The sequence below is a fragment of the Bacillus sp. ms-22 genome, from assembly GCF_009759805.1.
Lineage (GTDB): Bacteria > Bacillota > Bacilli > Bacillales > Bacillaceae > Bacillus > Bacillus xiamenensis.
In genome coordinates, this window is record NZ_CP046653.1 from 1,848,955 (window position 1) to 1,863,472 (window position 14,518).

Sequence of the window (14,518 nt, forward strand, 5' to 3'; positions counted from 1 at the left end):
AAGGGCTCAGGCGGTTATCAATTGATGGGAGGAAAAAATTATGATTAAATAGTGTTGAATAAAGCAGGGTGTATGAGCATGAAGGTTTATACGCTGAATAGATCTAGGAGCAAAGCTTGAAGGGAGCAAATGAACATTGCTGAAAAAATTATTCGGTTTCGAAAAAAACCAAGATGATGTAAAGGAAGAAATTATTTATTCTCCAGCTGATGGAGAGTTAATGGATATGACGGATGTACCAGATCCCGTCTTTTCTCAAAAGATGATGGGAGACGGCGTCGCCGTAAAACCAAAAAGTGGCACCATTGTGTCACCAGTAGAGGGTGAAATTATTCAGCTCTTCCATACAAAACATGCAATTGGGATTCGCACACTCTCAGGGCTTGAGCTTCTGATTCATATCGGACTTGAAACGGTTGGATTAAATGGTGAAGGGTTTGAATCGCACATTAAAGAAGGGGACAAAGTAAAAGCCGGTGATCCTCTCATTACGTGTGATTTAGCACTCATTGAAGAAAAAGCGGCAAGCACAGTGACTCCTATTGTCATCATGAATGGTGATCTAGTCGAGAGACTTGATAAAGAACCAAAGGGATCTGTTGAAAAGCAGACGTCCAAGCTCTTTACAGTGAAAATGAAATAATTCATGAACATAAAAAAACTACCCGCGTGGGGGGACTGACCCCCGTTTTTGAGACAGGGATCAAAACACCTTTACGAAACAGCCAGTTGCCGAAACTCTTTTGGTGACTGGCTGTTTCATTTCAATTGAATTCGGATATTGTTATAATAATCAATATACTCCCTGACTGTTTTTTCTACAATGGCTGTTGTAGTGTTTGTCAGGTGGTGGAGATAGAATCCTTCTGATTTTAAACTTGAGTGGAAGGATTCGATGGGAGCATTATCAGCGGGCATTCCCTTACGGGACATGCTCATGGTAATGCCTTTTTCCTTTATCTCCTTTTGATAAGCATAAGAAGTGTAGACCGAACCTTGATCACTATGAAGTACGCAGCCTTTAGGCAGTGTCTTTAACTGCTTCAATGTATCTAAAACAAGAGAAACATCCTGTTTATCACCAATCGTATAAGCCACAATCTCACTTGTATATAAATCTTTTATGCTGGATAGATAAAGCATTTTTTGCCCAAATGGCAAATACGTGATATCTGTCACCAGTTTTTCAAGTGGCTTTGTCGCAGAAAAATCTCGTTTTAAGTGATTTTCTGCAATGTAATAGGGTTGACCGGTCTGTTTACGCTTTTTCACTTTCACACGACACTGCAAACCGTAGGTTTGCATCATTCGTTGTACTCTCTTATGGTTGATCTTCATTTCTTTGCGTAGAAGAGCCGTTATTTTACGATACCCATACGTATACTTGTGCAACTTACAAAGTGTTGAAATAAGCTTGATTAACCCATGTTGCTTTGAGTGATGATGATCTTGTTTTTTCCAACGATAAAATGTTGATTTAGCCACTTCAAATAGCTGACAGAATTCACTGACACTCACTTTATCTTTTACCGTTTCGTAGATCGACACGAGTGCTTCTTTTTCCACGACCTTTCCCATTCTCGGTACTTTTTTAATATGTCTATTTGTTGATTTAGATAGCGATTTTCTGTTTTCAATCTCTCGTTTTCATCTTGGTATTCAGGTCCTTTACCGTATGAATACTGCTTTCCAACAGGTTGATGAAACCGGTGGGTTTCACCATTGTGATACCATTTCATCCAAGTTTTCACTTGTGTTTTATTCTTAATTCCTAGCTTGTCCATGATTTCTTTTGTTGAGACTCCTGCCAACTTCATCTGAACCGCCTCTTCTTTTACACTTGCGGGGTAACTGACTCTTGTTCCCATACAAAAAACACCTCCAAATTGTTTTCAGATATGATATACCCGATTTTCAACTTAAAGGTGTTTTTATTTGTCTCACTTTATGGGGTCAGTCCCGTACCCGTGATAGGGTAGTTTTTTTGAGGAAGTTAATCCTCCATCGGAAGCCAGCCTTTGTTTGCTTCCATGATCGTCCACAATCTCTCTGGAATCAAATATTTGTCTTTTTGACTGCGTTTCATAACAGTTTCGATCTCACTTTCTCGACCTTCTTTAATCTTCAGTGCCCAATCTGGATCAACAATCAGTTCTCTTGCGACAGCGATGAGCGGAATTCCTTGATTGTACGCATTCAGTGCATCCTCAGCTGTAATGACGCTGCCGACGCCGATAAGCGGAAGGGTATCGCCGCAGCGCTCTTTTAATAGCTCCATGCGCGTCTTACTAGTATCAGCACCGCGTCTTGCCTTAGCGTCAATCTCCATTAACGAAATATGCAAGTAATCAAGGCTTTTCGTCTTGAGTACATCAACTAACGTGAATGTTTCTGTCATGGTTAAACCAGGTGTTTCTGGTTCCTCAGGGGATAGACGATAGCCAAAGATAAATGGTTTTGTCACATGCTCCTTGATCGCTTCTTTGACTGCGTCTACAACCGCAATTGGAAATGCGAGACGCTTTTCTTCACTTCCGCCCCATTGATCTGTGCGCTGATTGCTATGCGGAGAGTAGAATTGCTATAATAAATACCCGTTTGCTCCGTGGATTTCCACACCATCAAAGCCTGCTTGGATCGCTCTTCTTGCTGCTTCTTTAAATGAGTCGATAATATGGATAATTTCTTCTTCTTTTAAAGCGCGTGCAACCTGTTTGCCATCTTTGAACACATCACTTGGTGCAACGACATCACCGTTTGGAACCAAATGAGGGAGAGCTTGAGAGCCGCCGTGATGAATTTGAATGATTGCTTTTGTTCCTTTCGCTTGGATCGCAGAAGCTAACTTCTTAAGGCCAGGTATATCTTCATCTCTTGCAATGGAAGGCTGTCCTTCAAACGCCTTACCATCTGGCGTCACGTTTGCGCATGCTGTGATGACCATGCCCATTTCCTTTGATCTAGCTGTAATGAAATCAATTTCTTCCTTTGAGATCGTGCCATCCTCATGAGAACCGAAGTGTGTCATTGGTGCAACCACTAGCCGGCCATCAATAGAAGCACCCCCCGGGAATGTAAAAGGTTCAAATAAAGGCTTAAATTCTTTTTTCAATCTGATCAACTTCTTCCTTCGTAAAATCATTTCACTATAGAAGTGTAATAGATACTGTTACACCACTTCAAAATATTTGCTCACAGGCGGCGCATCAAAAAATTGCCGCCTAGTCATGCAAACAAATATTCGGTACACTAGAATGAGAGGTGATGCCATATGAAAAAGAAAACAATGAACGAACTCATAGAAGACTTAAAAAAAGACGAACAGGTCGAGCATTGGCATGAAATTGAAGCGAAGCCTGCAAAGACATCTCCAGTTCCTGAAAGAGTAAATGACAGGCTCAAAAAGGCGCTTGAGAAACGAGGCGTGAGCGAACTCTATATTCATCAAAAGGAAGCCTTTGAACGTGTAATGAATGGTGAGCATGTGGTGACTGTGACACCTACAGCTTCAGGTAAAACGCTTTGCTACAATCTGCCTGTCCTTCAGTCGATCGCAGAAGATCAGACAAGTCGCTCCCTTTATTTATTCCCAACAAAAGCGCTCGCGCAAGATCAAAAAAGTGAATTAAACGAAATCATTCATGAGATGGATGTTCCAATTCATAGTGAAACCTATGACGGGGACACCTCCCCGGCGATTCGCCAGCGCGTCAGACAAGCAGGACATATTGTGATCACAAATCCGGATATGCTGCATTCAGCCATTTTGCCTCACCATACGAAATGGGTCAGCTTATTTGAGAATTTGAAGTATATTGTCATTGATGAGCTTCATACATATCGAGGTGTATTTGGCAGTCATGTCGCCAATGTCATTCGCAGGCTAAAACGAATTTGTGCATTTTACGGAAGTGACCCGATCTTTATTTGTACATCTGCGACCATTGCAAATCCAAAGGAGCTTGCAGAGCAGCTGACTGGAAGCAAGATGCATCTGATTGAACGAAACGGAGCGCCTAGCGGTAAAAAGAACTTTGTCTTTTACAACCCGCCAGTTGTCAATCAGCCATTAAATATTAGACAAAGTGCAGCCACTGTCGTCAATCAGCTGGCTAAAACCTTTTTAAAAGAAAAAATCCAAACGATCGTTTTTGCTAGAAGCAGAGTGAGAGTTGAAGTGATTTTAAGTCATATTCAAGAGCTAGTAAAAAAAGAAATAGGTCCAAAATCGATTCGTGGTTATCGCGGGGGGTATTTGCCAAAAGAGCGGCGCATGATTGAAAAAGGATTAAGAGAAGGAGACATATTAGGAGTCGTCAGTACGAACGCACTAGAATTAGGGGTGGATATTGGCCAGCTAAAAGTATGTATCATGACGGGGTATCCTGGCAGTGTAGCAAGCACGTGGCAGCAGGCAGGGCGAGCTGGAAGGCGTCATGAGGAAGCGCTTATTATCATGGTCGCCAGCTCATCACCGCTTGATCAATATATTGTCAGACATCCTGAATATTTCTTTAACAGACCGCCTGAATCGGCAAGGATCAATCCTGAGAACCTCATTATTTTAGTCGATCATCTCAAATGTGCGTCCTATGAACTTCCATTTCGAGAAGATGAACAGTTTGGCGATATGGATGTAGAAGAAATCTTGCAATACTTACATGAAGAAGGGGTTCTTCATTTTAGCGGAAACCGTTATTATTGGTCAGATCAATCGTTCCCAGCTCATGGCATCAGTCTGCGGTCTGCGAGCCAAGAGAATGTTGTCATTGTCGATCAATCCGATGTAGCGAACGTTCGAATTATTGGGGAAATGGATCGATTCAGTGCAATGACGTTACTTCATGATGAAGCCATTTATTTACATGAAGGGGTTCAGTATCAAGTGGAAAAGCTTGATTATGAGCATTTGAAAGCTTATGTCAAACAAGTAGATGTTGAATACTATACAGATGCGAATTTAGCGGTACAGCTTAAGGTGCTTGAAATTGATGAGACAACGGAGAAGGAAGCGGTATCTGTTCACTACGGTGATGTAACCGTAAACGCAATGCCGACCATTTTTAAAAAAATTCGATTGTCAACGGGGGAAAATATCGGGTCCGGCCCGATTCACTTGCCTGAAGAAGAAATTCATACGAGTGCTGCTTGGTTTGAGTTACATGAAGCAGAGCGGAATTTTGAAGAAAAAACACTTGAACAGCTTTTGCTCGGTATTGCCAATGTTCTTCAGCATATTGTCCCTGCATTTGTCATGTGTGACCGCTCTGACATTCATGTCATTTCTCAAATAAAGGCAGCGCATACCGGGAAACCGACAGTGTTTTTATATGACCATTACCCTGGCGGAATTGGTTTAAGCAAAGAAGTCCAAGCTCGTTTTGGTGAGATTGCCCGTGCGGCCGCTCAGCTGATTGAGCGCTGTAGCTGCGAGAATGGCTGTCCATCCTGTATTGGCATGGAAATGAAAGAGATCAATGGAAAAAGCAGTATCATTCAATTGATGTCTGTATTTTAACGGAAAGGAGGACACCTGATCATGTCTTTAAAAGGGAAATTAAACAGAATGAAAAAGCACCTTTCGCACAATCAGCCAGATGAAAAGCGTGAGGCGGTTAAAGAAGGAACAGCACAAACTGTGACAGCTGAAAACATCCCATTTTTAAAAGAGTGGGAGCAATTAGGTGCAGCACCTTACTACTTTGAGAACTCTTTTTGCCTCATTCGAGAAGTCACTTATCCACTGCATCATCAGCATGGACAATATTCATTCGCAGAACTCCCGAACATGGTGAACGCATGGAATGAAAGTGAAATGCAGCATTCTCTTTCTGCAAAAGGTTACAAGCCTCACGAGCTATTTTTCTTCGATACAGAAACAACAGGATTATCTGGCGGGACGGGAAACATGATTTTTTTGCTAGGGCATGCGAGGGTCTATCAAGACAAGGTTGTCGTCAAACAGCATCTGCTCACTAGTCCAGGAAATGAAGCAGCTCTCTATAAAAGCTTCCTCAGCGAAGTCGATGTAGAATCGCTTGTGACATATAATGGAAAGTCATTCGACTGGCCTCAGGTGAAAACGAGACATACGTTATTACGTGATCAAATACCTGCCCTACCTGAATTTGGCCATTTTGATCTTTTGCATGGCTCCAGAAGATTGTGGAAACATAAATATGAGCGGATGGCTCTTTCCGTTGTAGAAAAGGAGGAGCTGCACGTCAATCGGGAGGGGGACACACCAGGGTTCCTGGCGCCAATGATCTATTTTCATTTTTTAAAGGAACAAAACCCGAAGTTGATTGAAGGGATTTTGACTCATAATGAACTAGATGTCCTCTCGTTAATCAGTCTCTACATTCACCTGTCAAAAAAAATATTATCCAAAGATGCCGTGAAGGAAAGCGATGAGAAATACGCACTAGCTAGATGGCATCTTGCGCACCGTGATATAAAAGAAGCGACGAAACATTTACAAGAATTAACGGGAACTGAATTTGAACATGAGAATCATGCGGCTTATGATCTATCCTTACAATACAAGCGGTTGAACCAATGGGATGAAGCGGTTCGCATATGGAGGCGTCTTTTTGAATCAAATGATGTTCATGTAGCGTTAAAAGCGGGTGTAGAGCTTGCAAAGCATGAAGAACACCGCCAAAAAGATGCAAGCGCAGCCCTTTCAATCACTGAATCATTATTATCTTTATCGTCTTTAAGCGAACGGGACATTGAAGCACTTGAAAAACGAAAAAAGCGGCTCTTAAGAAAAGCTAGGCAATGAAATTATTGCCTGGGAAAGCGCAAAAAATGACAACGTTCGGCTCTCGGACGAAAATAAAAATTGTTTAGCACTTTTATTGTAGAAAAGTCACGAATCCTGTAAAATAGCGTTAGATATTGAATGAGGAGCGTAGAGCATGTATAAGGGTCTTTTTTACTTGTTTTTTCTTGTTGTCATTTTGGTCGCTTTCGTGTTTTCAAACTATAAAGATGTTTTTCTTGCAAATTTTTAAAATAGGTTAATGCATTAGTACATGTACACCTCTTGATTCATACATTGTTAATGTAAGAAATTCAAGGAGAGGGGAATGCTACATGTACCATCATCATCATTGCAAGCCAAATGTTACACAGCCAATTGTTCATCCAACGAATCACTGCTGTACACACAGTGAGTCAACAACAATTGTGCCGCATATCCATCCGCAGCATGTGACAAATGTACACCACCAAAATTTCCAACATGTTCACTACTTCCCGCATACGTTTTCTCAGGTGGACCCGGCAACACATCAACACTTTAACTGCGGTGGACCTTGCTGTAACAGATAAAGTGAAATGGGACTTTTATAAGTCCCTTTTTTTAAAAGTAGGTGAAAAAATGAAAATTATTGCTGTCACAGGGTACAAGCCATTCGAGCTTGGGATATTCAAACAAGACGAGCCCGCGCTTCAATACATAAAAGCGGAGCTTCAGAAAAGGCTGACAGCACTCATTGAAGACGGACTGGAATGGGTTCTTATTTCAGGTCAGTTAGGTGCAGAAATTTGGGCAGCCGAAGTCGTGTTTGCGCTTCAAGAGGAGTATCCAGCGTTAAAGCTTGCTGTCATTACGCCATTTTATGAACAGGAAGAGCGCTGGAACGAACAAAATAAAGAGCTGTATGAAGGGATTCTTGCACAAGCTGATTTTGTAGAAAGTGTCACGCATAGACCATACGAAAGTCCGGCACAATTTAAACAAAAGAACCGCTTTTTTATTGAAAAAACAGATGGTCTTCTCGCCTTATATGATCCCGAGCATGAAGGCTCGCCAAAGTATATGATCAAAGAAGCGCAAACCTATACCGATTACCCAATTATGTATATTACAATGGATGATTTAAGATCACAGGTTGAGGCAGAAGATCCGTTTTTTGATGAAAAGCAAGAGAAAATTTGACAACGTCACGTATTTCTGAAAAAATATACTATGAATTCACGATATGAGGTGAAAAAGATGCTTGCTGATAAAGTAAAGCTTTCTGCGAAAGAAATTTTAGAAAAAGAATTTAAAACAGGTGTCAGAGGGTATAAACAAGAAGAAGTCGATAAATTTCTAGATATGGTCATTAAAGACTATGAGACATTCCATCAAGAAATCGAAAAGCTTCAACAAGAAAACCTTCACTTGACGAAACAGCTTGAAGAAGCCGTTGAACAAGGGAAAAGACAGCCTGCACAGTCCAATACAACAAACTTTGATATTTTAAAAAGACTATCTAACCTTGAGAAACACGTTTTCGGCAGCAAACTTTATGATTGAGTCCTGCTGAAAAAGCTTGTGTCAGATGACATTGTCGTTTATAATAACGCATGGTGATTAACGTTCGGGTAATCGCTGTAATGCTTTTAGGCATTGCAGAGGAAAGTCCATGCTCGCACGGTGCTGAGATGCCCGTAGTGTTCGTGCCTGGCGAAAAAATAAGCCAGGGCAGCCTGGGAAAGGCTGACGGCAGGAAAAATGCCTACGTCCTTTTAGGATATGGCAAAGTATCCTTGAAAGTGCCACAGTGACGAAGTCTCACTAGAAATGGTGAGAGTGGAACGCGGTAAACCCCTCGAGCGAGAAACCCAAACTTGGTAGGGGAACTTTCTCAAAGGAACCAAACGGAGAGAAGGACAGAGAATTCTGTAGATAGATGATTACCACCTGAGTACGAGGCTTTTGCCGTTTGCAGTACGATGGAACAAAACATGGCTTACAGAACGTTATATCCGTTATGATAAACATGATGAAAACAAAGCTCTCCTATTTCTACATATGGAGAGCTTTTATCTTGAATACATAAAAGGACGAGAAAACAGGTGATAAAAAGTGAAAACCTATACACTCATCGCAACAGCGCCAATGGGAATAGAAGCGATTGTTGCAAAAGAAGTAAGAGATCTTGGCTATGAGTGCACAGTAGATAATGGGAAAGTTATTTTCCAAGGAGATGCCCTTGCCATTTGCCGTGCAAACCTTTGGCTGCGTACAGCAGACCGAATTAAGGTCCAAGTTGCTGAATTTTCGGCCAAAACATTTGATGAGCTTTTTGAGCAGACGAAAGCTATTGACTGGGCCGCTTTTTTACCGAAAAATAGCACGTTCCCTGTCATCGGTAAATCTGTCAAATCACAGCTTGCCAGTGTGCCTGATTGTCAGCGCATCGTCAAAAAGGCGATCGCGCAAAAACTGAGATCATCTTACAACATTCAGTCTGAATGGCTTGAAGAGACCGGCCCTGAATATAAAATTGAAGTCGCGCTTTTAAAAGATAAAGCATTACTCACTCTCGATACGTCTGGTGTGGGTCTTCATAAGCGCGGATACCGTGCGGATCAAGGCGGTGCGCCAATTAAAGAAACCCTTGCTGCCGCGCTCGTGTTATTAACGAACTGGACACCTGACCGTCCATTTGTGGATCCATTTTGCGGATCAGGAACCATTGCCATTGAAGCTGCCATGATTGGACAAAACATTGCCCCTGGATTTAACCGGGAATTTGCATCCGAATCATGGGAGTGGATCGGTGAGGATGTCTGGAACAAAGCGCGTCTTGAAGTGGAAGAAAAGGCGAACTATGATCAGCCGCTTCACATTATTGCAAGCGATATTGATCATCGCATGGTAGACATTGCAAAGTTGAATGCAGAAGAAGCTGGACTAAGTGAATTGATCCAGTTTAAACAAATGCAGGTGAAAGACTTCCAAACAAAAGAAGAATATGGTGTGATTGTCGGAAATCCACCGTACGGAGAACGTCTCAGTGATAAGCCAGCTGTGGAAAAAATGTATCAAGGGATGGGGGAAGCATTTAAAAACCTAGACACTTGGTCCATTTATATCTTAACATCACACGAAAAGTTCGAAGAGTGCTTCGGAAGAAAAGCGACGAAAAAGAGAAAACTGTTTAATGGATTTATTAAAACAGACTACTATCAATACTGGGGAAAACGCCCGCCTAGAAAACAAACAACTGAAGCATAAATCAAGTCGCATCCTTTTATGGGTGTGATTTTTTTGTGCCGAAAAGGTATAAGTCCTCACAGGACGGAATAAACTGAACTTGATTTTAAAAAAAGAGGTGTCTCCATGATTCATTATGATCAATTTCAGTTAATCCAAAAAGCACTCGCTTCGACGGCTCAAGAAATAGAAGGGCTTGAAACGGGACAATCTGCTCAGCTTATGGCAGCCATAGAAGACTTAGCGTTAGCTCAGGCTTACATAGAACGTTCAGAGCACGCATTTTTAATGAAGGAAAGTTATCAGCATCGCCTGCGCTCATAAAAAAAGATTGTCATTCCCCAGCATAAGTGTTACTATTGAATGTCTGAATGATTCAAAAGTTGGGGGTTGAAGCAGGTGACAGCATCTCGTTTGCCTTTTTCATTATCAAAAGAACACAATTTTTACGAAGAACTGGGCAACTGGATTGGTGATGTGTTTTATGACATTTTGCCAGAAAAGGGCTTTGATCTTCGAGATGAACAAATATTCATGGCTTTTCAGTTAGAAAGAGCCTTTAAAGAAAAAAGTGTGATGTTTGCCGAAGCTGGGGTAGGTACAGGCAAAACAATCGTCTATCTCTTATTTGCGGTCACATATGCAAGATATACAGGGAAACCTGCGATTATTGCATGTGCAGATGAAACGCTAATTGAACAGCTGGTTAAACAAGAAGGTGATATCTATAAAATTGCCAATCACCTTGATATTCAAATAGATGCGAGATTAAGTAAATCGCATGATCAATATTTATGCTTGAAAAAACTAGAGAAAACGATGCAGCGTGAAGATGATGAGAAGTGGCTCGATATTTATGAATCGCTTCCTTCATTTGTTCATGAATCTCATGGGATGCAGACTTTTTATCCGTATGGTGATCGAAAAGAGTACCCAGAATTAACAAATGATGAGTGGTCCAGAATTGGCTATGACTCTTTTCAGGACTGCTTGACATGCGACATGCGGCACCGCTGCGGCTTGAATTTATCAAGAGACCATTACCGAAAAGCAACAGATCTGATCATTTGTTCTCATGATTTTTACATGGAGCATGTATGGACAAAGGAATCCCGCAAACGTGAAGGACAGCTTCCACTGCTTCCTGAACATAGTTCTGTTGTATTTGATGAGGGACACCTTCTTGAGTTTGCAGCACAAAAAGCCTTAACATACCGAGTGAAACAATCAACGCTTGAGACATTTTTGGAGCGTCTTTTGCAAAATGAGATTCGCGAAGAATTTGCAGAGCTCGTTGAAGATGCACTTGCAACAAACGATGAGTTCTTTTATCTCTTAAAAACACATGCCAAAGAAATCAAAGGCTCACATCGCCTTGAAATCGGGCGCGTGGAAGAGGTAAAGCGTTCAGCAAGTGAATTATGTGATTTACTTGAAAAGATCGGAGAAGCACTCGTATTTGAATCAGAGATGTATACAATTGATCAATACGAATTGTCTGTTGTGGAGGAGTACATTGAACAGATGGCGTATTCCCTGTCACTCTATCAAAAAGAAGCGATTAGCTGGCTTGAGAAGCAGGAACTAGATACGACATTTGTCGTGATGCCAAAGACCGTTGCAGAGGTACTTGGTGAAAAGGTATTCTCGCAAAAAATTCCTTACATTTTCTCTTCTGCTACATTGTCTGAAAACCAATCATTTGATTATTTAGCTGAAAGCCTTGGGATCAAAGATTACTTATCCATGAGCGTGGCTTCGCCGTATGATTACGAGGAGCAAATGCAAATTTATTTTCACGGCATTCAGCACCCAATCTTAGAGCCAGGTGAAAAAGGGCAGCAAGTGATGGCTCAACTGAAAGAAAATGGCGGGCGATCTCTCATCTTATTCCCTTCATTTGAAGAACTTCATGTGTTTAGAAAGCAGCTCGACGCTTCAAACGAATCGCTGCCTTTCCATGTGTACTTTGAAGGAGACGAGGAGATCAGCACCATTGTGCAAAAATTCCAAGCAGATGAGACGTCTGTGTTATGTTCCGTTCATCTGTGGGAAGGATTGGATATCCCGGGGCAGTCTCTAACGAATGTCGTCATTTGGGGACTTCCATATCCGCCGCATGACCCAGTATTTGAAGCGAAACGGAATGAAGCAGAGAATGCATTTACTGAAGTAGACCTTCCGTATATGCTGCTTCGATTACGTCAAGGGATTGGGAGACTGATTCGGACAAGCAAGGATGCTGGAAGCATTCATATTTACTTTGGCAGTAAGGAAGATACCGAACTGCAAAGTAAAATTGAATCCGTTCTTCCAGTAAAGCCGGTCATCACGTCATAAAAAACGAATGGACAAGAGGAGGATACGAGCAGTGTATCCTCCTTTTTCATTGACAAAAGAACATTGATTTTAGTAGCCTTGAAACGTACATACATATTTATTGATTGGGGGAACGAACGCATGAGTCTTGAATCAAAAGAGAAAGCGTTTTATCAATTACTAGGAAAAATCGCCCACTATACAGAGGCGCTTCATTTGCTTTATTGGGACTCTCGAACACAGGCGCCAAAAAAAAGCGCTGATTTCAGAGCAGAAACCATCGGTCAATTATCAAGTGATATCTTTAATATGAAGACTTCTGATGAAATGAGAGATCTTCTTGATGTACTAAATAAACAGAAAGAAGAGCTGTCAACAGATACACAGAAGGCACTCGAATTAGCGCAAAAAGAATATGATGAAAACAGCAAAATTCCTAAAGAAGAATTTAAAGAATACTCCATTCTACAATCGAAAGCAGAGCATGTCTGGGTAGAAGCAAGGGAGAAATCAGATTTTTCACTCTTTGCACCATACTTAAAACAGCTCATTGATTTTAACAAGCGTTTCATTCAGTATTGGGGCGTGAAAAAAACGCCATATGATGTACTGCTCAATAACTATGAGCCAGATATGACCGTTGAACAGCTCGATCAAAAATTTGGCGCACTTCGTGACGCTATCGTTCCTCTCGTCAAAAAAATTGAAGCCTCTCCAAACAAACCGGATACTTCATTTTTATCGAAAAGCTTCCCAATCGACAAGCAAAAAGAGCTAAGCCTCTTTTTCTTAAAAGAGTTAGGGTATGACTTTGACGCAGGGCGTCTTGATACAACGGTTCATCCGTTTGCTGTGACATTAAGCAGAGGGGATGTACGTGTGACGACGCGCTATGATGAGCACGATTTTCGAATGGCGATCTTTGGCACGATTCATGAATGCGGTCATGCCATCTATGAGCAAAACATTGATGAGGCACTGAGCGGAACGCTCTTATGTGATGGGACGTCAATGGGCATTCATGAATCACAGTCTCTTTTCTTTGAGAACTTTATCGGAAGACATGAAGATTTCTGGAAAACGTATTATCAAAAACTGCAAGAGGCCTCTCCTGAACAATTTAAAGATGTCTCGTTAGAAGAATTTGTGCATGCTGTAAATGAATCGAAGCCGACTTACATTCGAATTGAAGCAGATGAACTCACGTATCCGCTACACATTATTATTCGCTATGAAATTGAAAAAGCCATTTTTAATGAAGAAGTGGCTGTTGAGGACCTGCCTGCACTTTGGAATGAAAAGTATAAAGCATATCTCGGGATTACGCCGCCTAACGATGCACTTGGCATCTTGCAGGATGTTCACTGGTCTGATGGAAGCTTTGGTTATTTCCCTTCATACGCACTTGGTTATATGTATGCAGCGCAATTAAAGCAGCAAATGATCAAAGATTTACCGAATTTTGATGAACTGATTCAAAACGGGTCTTTTGCACCAATAAAAGAATGGCTAACTGAACATGTCCACAAGCATGGAAAACGGAAAAAACCATCTGAAATCATTCAAGATGCAACTGGTGAAGAATTAAATGTTCAATACTTAATTGATTATTTAACGGATAAGTACACGAAACTGTATTTATCATAAATGAAAGGCACCCTTTGATCAGAAGGGTGCTTCAGCGTGTAGACAAACCCTCGCATTCGGTGTCAGTCCTGCGTGCTGGTGCTCACGAATGTCAAATTCGCTCCGCGCCAGTACTCGTCCTTCCTAGACTGCAAAGGTTTTCAATTCACGCTGAAAAGAAGACAAAGGGCTAAAATAAAGGTCATTTTAGCCCTTTGTCAACAATCTGAGGCACCCTTTGATTAGAAGGGTGCTTTTTTGATGGTTGAATATTCTAAAAACGAACGTTTGGAGCATAATGATTATTTAAGTTCGGTATTTTTCTAGAAAAGTGCTTTCCAAGTGTCTGAAATCTTGTTATAATTTGAACACTATGAACCACTCATATAATCGCGTGATGATGGCACGCAAGTTTCTACCGGACACCGATACCGTCCGACTATGAGTGAGCAAAATGAAACAGCTTTTGTATCAGCTGAAGATCCCGTGGATCGTTTTCGCATTGCTTGCTCCTTAATGGACAGCAATGCTTTTTTTATGCAAAAAATTGAAAGTTGCCAATATGCTAGGGGGAAA

At 41.3% G+C, this 14,518-nt stretch carries 11 protein-coding genes, 1 other RNA gene, 1 pseudogene and 1 riboswitch; of the genes and pseudogenes, 11 read left to right on the forward strand and 2 right to left on the reverse strand.

Annotated elements, in window-relative coordinates:
* The first annotated feature begins 136 nt into the window (after nt 1-136).
* Nucleotides 137-643, forward strand: a complete 507-nt coding sequence (locus tag GPA07_RS09745) for a PTS sugar transporter subunit IIA (RefSeq protein ID WP_157292459.1) — start codon at nt 137-139, stop codon at nt 641-643.
* Between the two features lie 116 nt (nt 644-759).
* On the opposite strand, the gene GPA07_RS09750 is transcribed toward GPA07_RS09745, so the two are convergent.
* Both GPA07_RS09750 and GPA07_RS09755 read right to left on the reverse strand, forming a co-directional pair.
* Nucleotides 760-1,868 (reverse strand): IS3 family transposase gene (locus tag GPA07_RS09750; protein ID WP_157292460.1). Its coding sequence is split into 2 segments (ribosomal slippage): nt 760-1,595 and nt 1,595-1,868, totalling 1,110 coding nucleotides; the frame shifts between segments, so codons are not numbered across the junction.
* A 125-nt stretch (nt 1,869-1,993) separates the two neighbouring features.
* Nucleotides 1,994-3,112 (reverse strand): annotated as a pseudogene (locus GPA07_RS09755) (NADH-dependent flavin oxidoreductase).
* A gap of 159 nt (nt 3,113-3,271) precedes the next feature.
* Here GPA07_RS09755 and GPA07_RS09760 point away from each other — a divergent pair.
* From GPA07_RS09760 to GPA07_RS09805, 10 genes are all read left to right on the forward strand, one after another.
* A complete protein-coding gene (locus GPA07_RS09760; protein WP_157292461.1) occupies nt 3,272-5,518 on the forward strand; it encodes a DEAD/DEAH box helicase in 2,247 nt (748 codons plus the stop codon).
* Between the two features lie 21 nt (nt 5,519-5,539).
* Nucleotides 5,540-6,787, forward strand: coding sequence for a ribonuclease H-like domain-containing protein (locus GPA07_RS09765; protein WP_157292462.1), 1,248 nt, complete (start codon nt 5,540-5,542; stop codon nt 6,785-6,787).
* A 314-nt stretch (nt 6,788-7,101) separates the two neighbouring features.
* Nucleotides 7,102-7,338: a spore coat protein CotD gene (gene cotD, locus GPA07_RS09770; protein WP_008356833.1), complete on the forward strand. Its 237-nt coding sequence runs from the start codon at nt 7,102-7,104 to the stop codon at nt 7,336-7,338.
* Between the two features lie 49 nt (nt 7,339-7,387).
* Nucleotides 7,388-7,948: an SLOG family protein gene (locus tag GPA07_RS09775; RefSeq protein WP_332835452.1), complete on the forward strand. Its 561-nt coding sequence runs from the start codon at nt 7,388-7,390 to the stop codon at nt 7,946-7,948.
* Between the two features lie 57 nt (nt 7,949-8,005).
* Nucleotides 8,006-8,311, forward strand: a complete 306-nt coding sequence (gene gpsB, locus GPA07_RS09780) for a cell division regulator GpsB (RefSeq protein WP_008356836.1) — start codon at nt 8,006-8,008, stop codon at nt 8,309-8,311.
* A 60-nt stretch (nt 8,312-8,371) separates the two neighbouring features.
* Nucleotides 8,372-8,755: RNase P RNA component class B (gene rnpB, locus GPA07_RS09785), an RNA gene on the forward strand.
* A 108-nt stretch (nt 8,756-8,863) separates the two neighbouring features.
* Complete coding sequence (locus tag GPA07_RS09790) at nt 8,864-10,018, forward strand: THUMP domain-containing class I SAM-dependent RNA methyltransferase (protein WP_008356840.1); 1,155 nt, start codon at nt 8,864-8,866, stop codon at nt 10,016-10,018.
* A 105-nt stretch (nt 10,019-10,123) separates the two neighbouring features.
* Nucleotides 10,124-10,321 carry a hypothetical protein gene (locus GPA07_RS09795; protein WP_008356842.1) on the forward strand — a complete coding sequence of 66 codons (198 nt, stop codon included), beginning with the start codon at nt 10,124-10,126 and terminating at the stop codon, nt 10,319-10,321.
* 75 nt (nt 10,322-10,396) lie between these two features.
* Entirely contained in the window at nt 10,397-12,337 is a 1,941-nt protein-coding gene (locus GPA07_RS09800; protein WP_157292464.1) for an ATP-dependent DNA helicase, read from the forward strand.
* Nucleotides 12,338-12,457: 120 nt separating this feature from the next.
* Complete coding sequence (locus GPA07_RS09805; protein ID WP_008356846.1) at nt 12,458-13,963, forward strand: carboxypeptidase M32; 1,506 nt, start codon at nt 12,458-12,460, stop codon at nt 13,961-13,963.
* Nucleotides 13,964-14,304: 341 nt separating this feature from the next.
* A riboswitch (purine riboswitch) is annotated at nt 14,305-14,404 on the forward strand.
* Nucleotides 14,405-14,518 lie beyond the last annotated feature (114 nt).

What these genes read in the sequence shown, in the direction of transcription:
- GPA07_RS09775 (WP_332835452.1), top strand. Translation starts at nt 7,388, where the DNA reads ATGAAAATTATTGCTGTCACAGGGTACAAGCCATTCGAGCTTGGGATA.
- GPA07_RS09805 (WP_008356846.1), top strand. Translation starts at nt 12,458, where the DNA reads ATGAGTCTTGAATCAAAAGAGAAAGCGTTTTATCAATTACTAGGAAAA.
- GPA07_RS09760 (WP_157292461.1), top strand. Translation starts at nt 3,272, where the DNA reads ATGAAAAAGAAAACAATGAACGAACTCATAGAAGACTTAAAAAAAGAC.
- gpsB (WP_008356836.1), top strand. Translation starts at nt 8,006, where the DNA reads ATGCTTGCTGATAAAGTAAAGCTTTCTGCGAAAGAAATTTTAGAAAAA.
- GPA07_RS09765 (WP_157292462.1), top strand. Translation starts at nt 5,540, where the DNA reads ATGTCTTTAAAAGGGAAATTAAACAGAATGAAAAAGCACCTTTCGCAC.
- GPA07_RS09795 (WP_008356842.1), top strand. Translation starts at nt 10,124, where the DNA reads ATGATTCATTATGATCAATTTCAGTTAATCCAAAAAGCACTCGCTTCG.
- cotD (WP_008356833.1), top strand. Translation starts at nt 7,102, where the DNA reads ATGTACCATCATCATCATTGCAAGCCAAATGTTACACAGCCAATTGTT.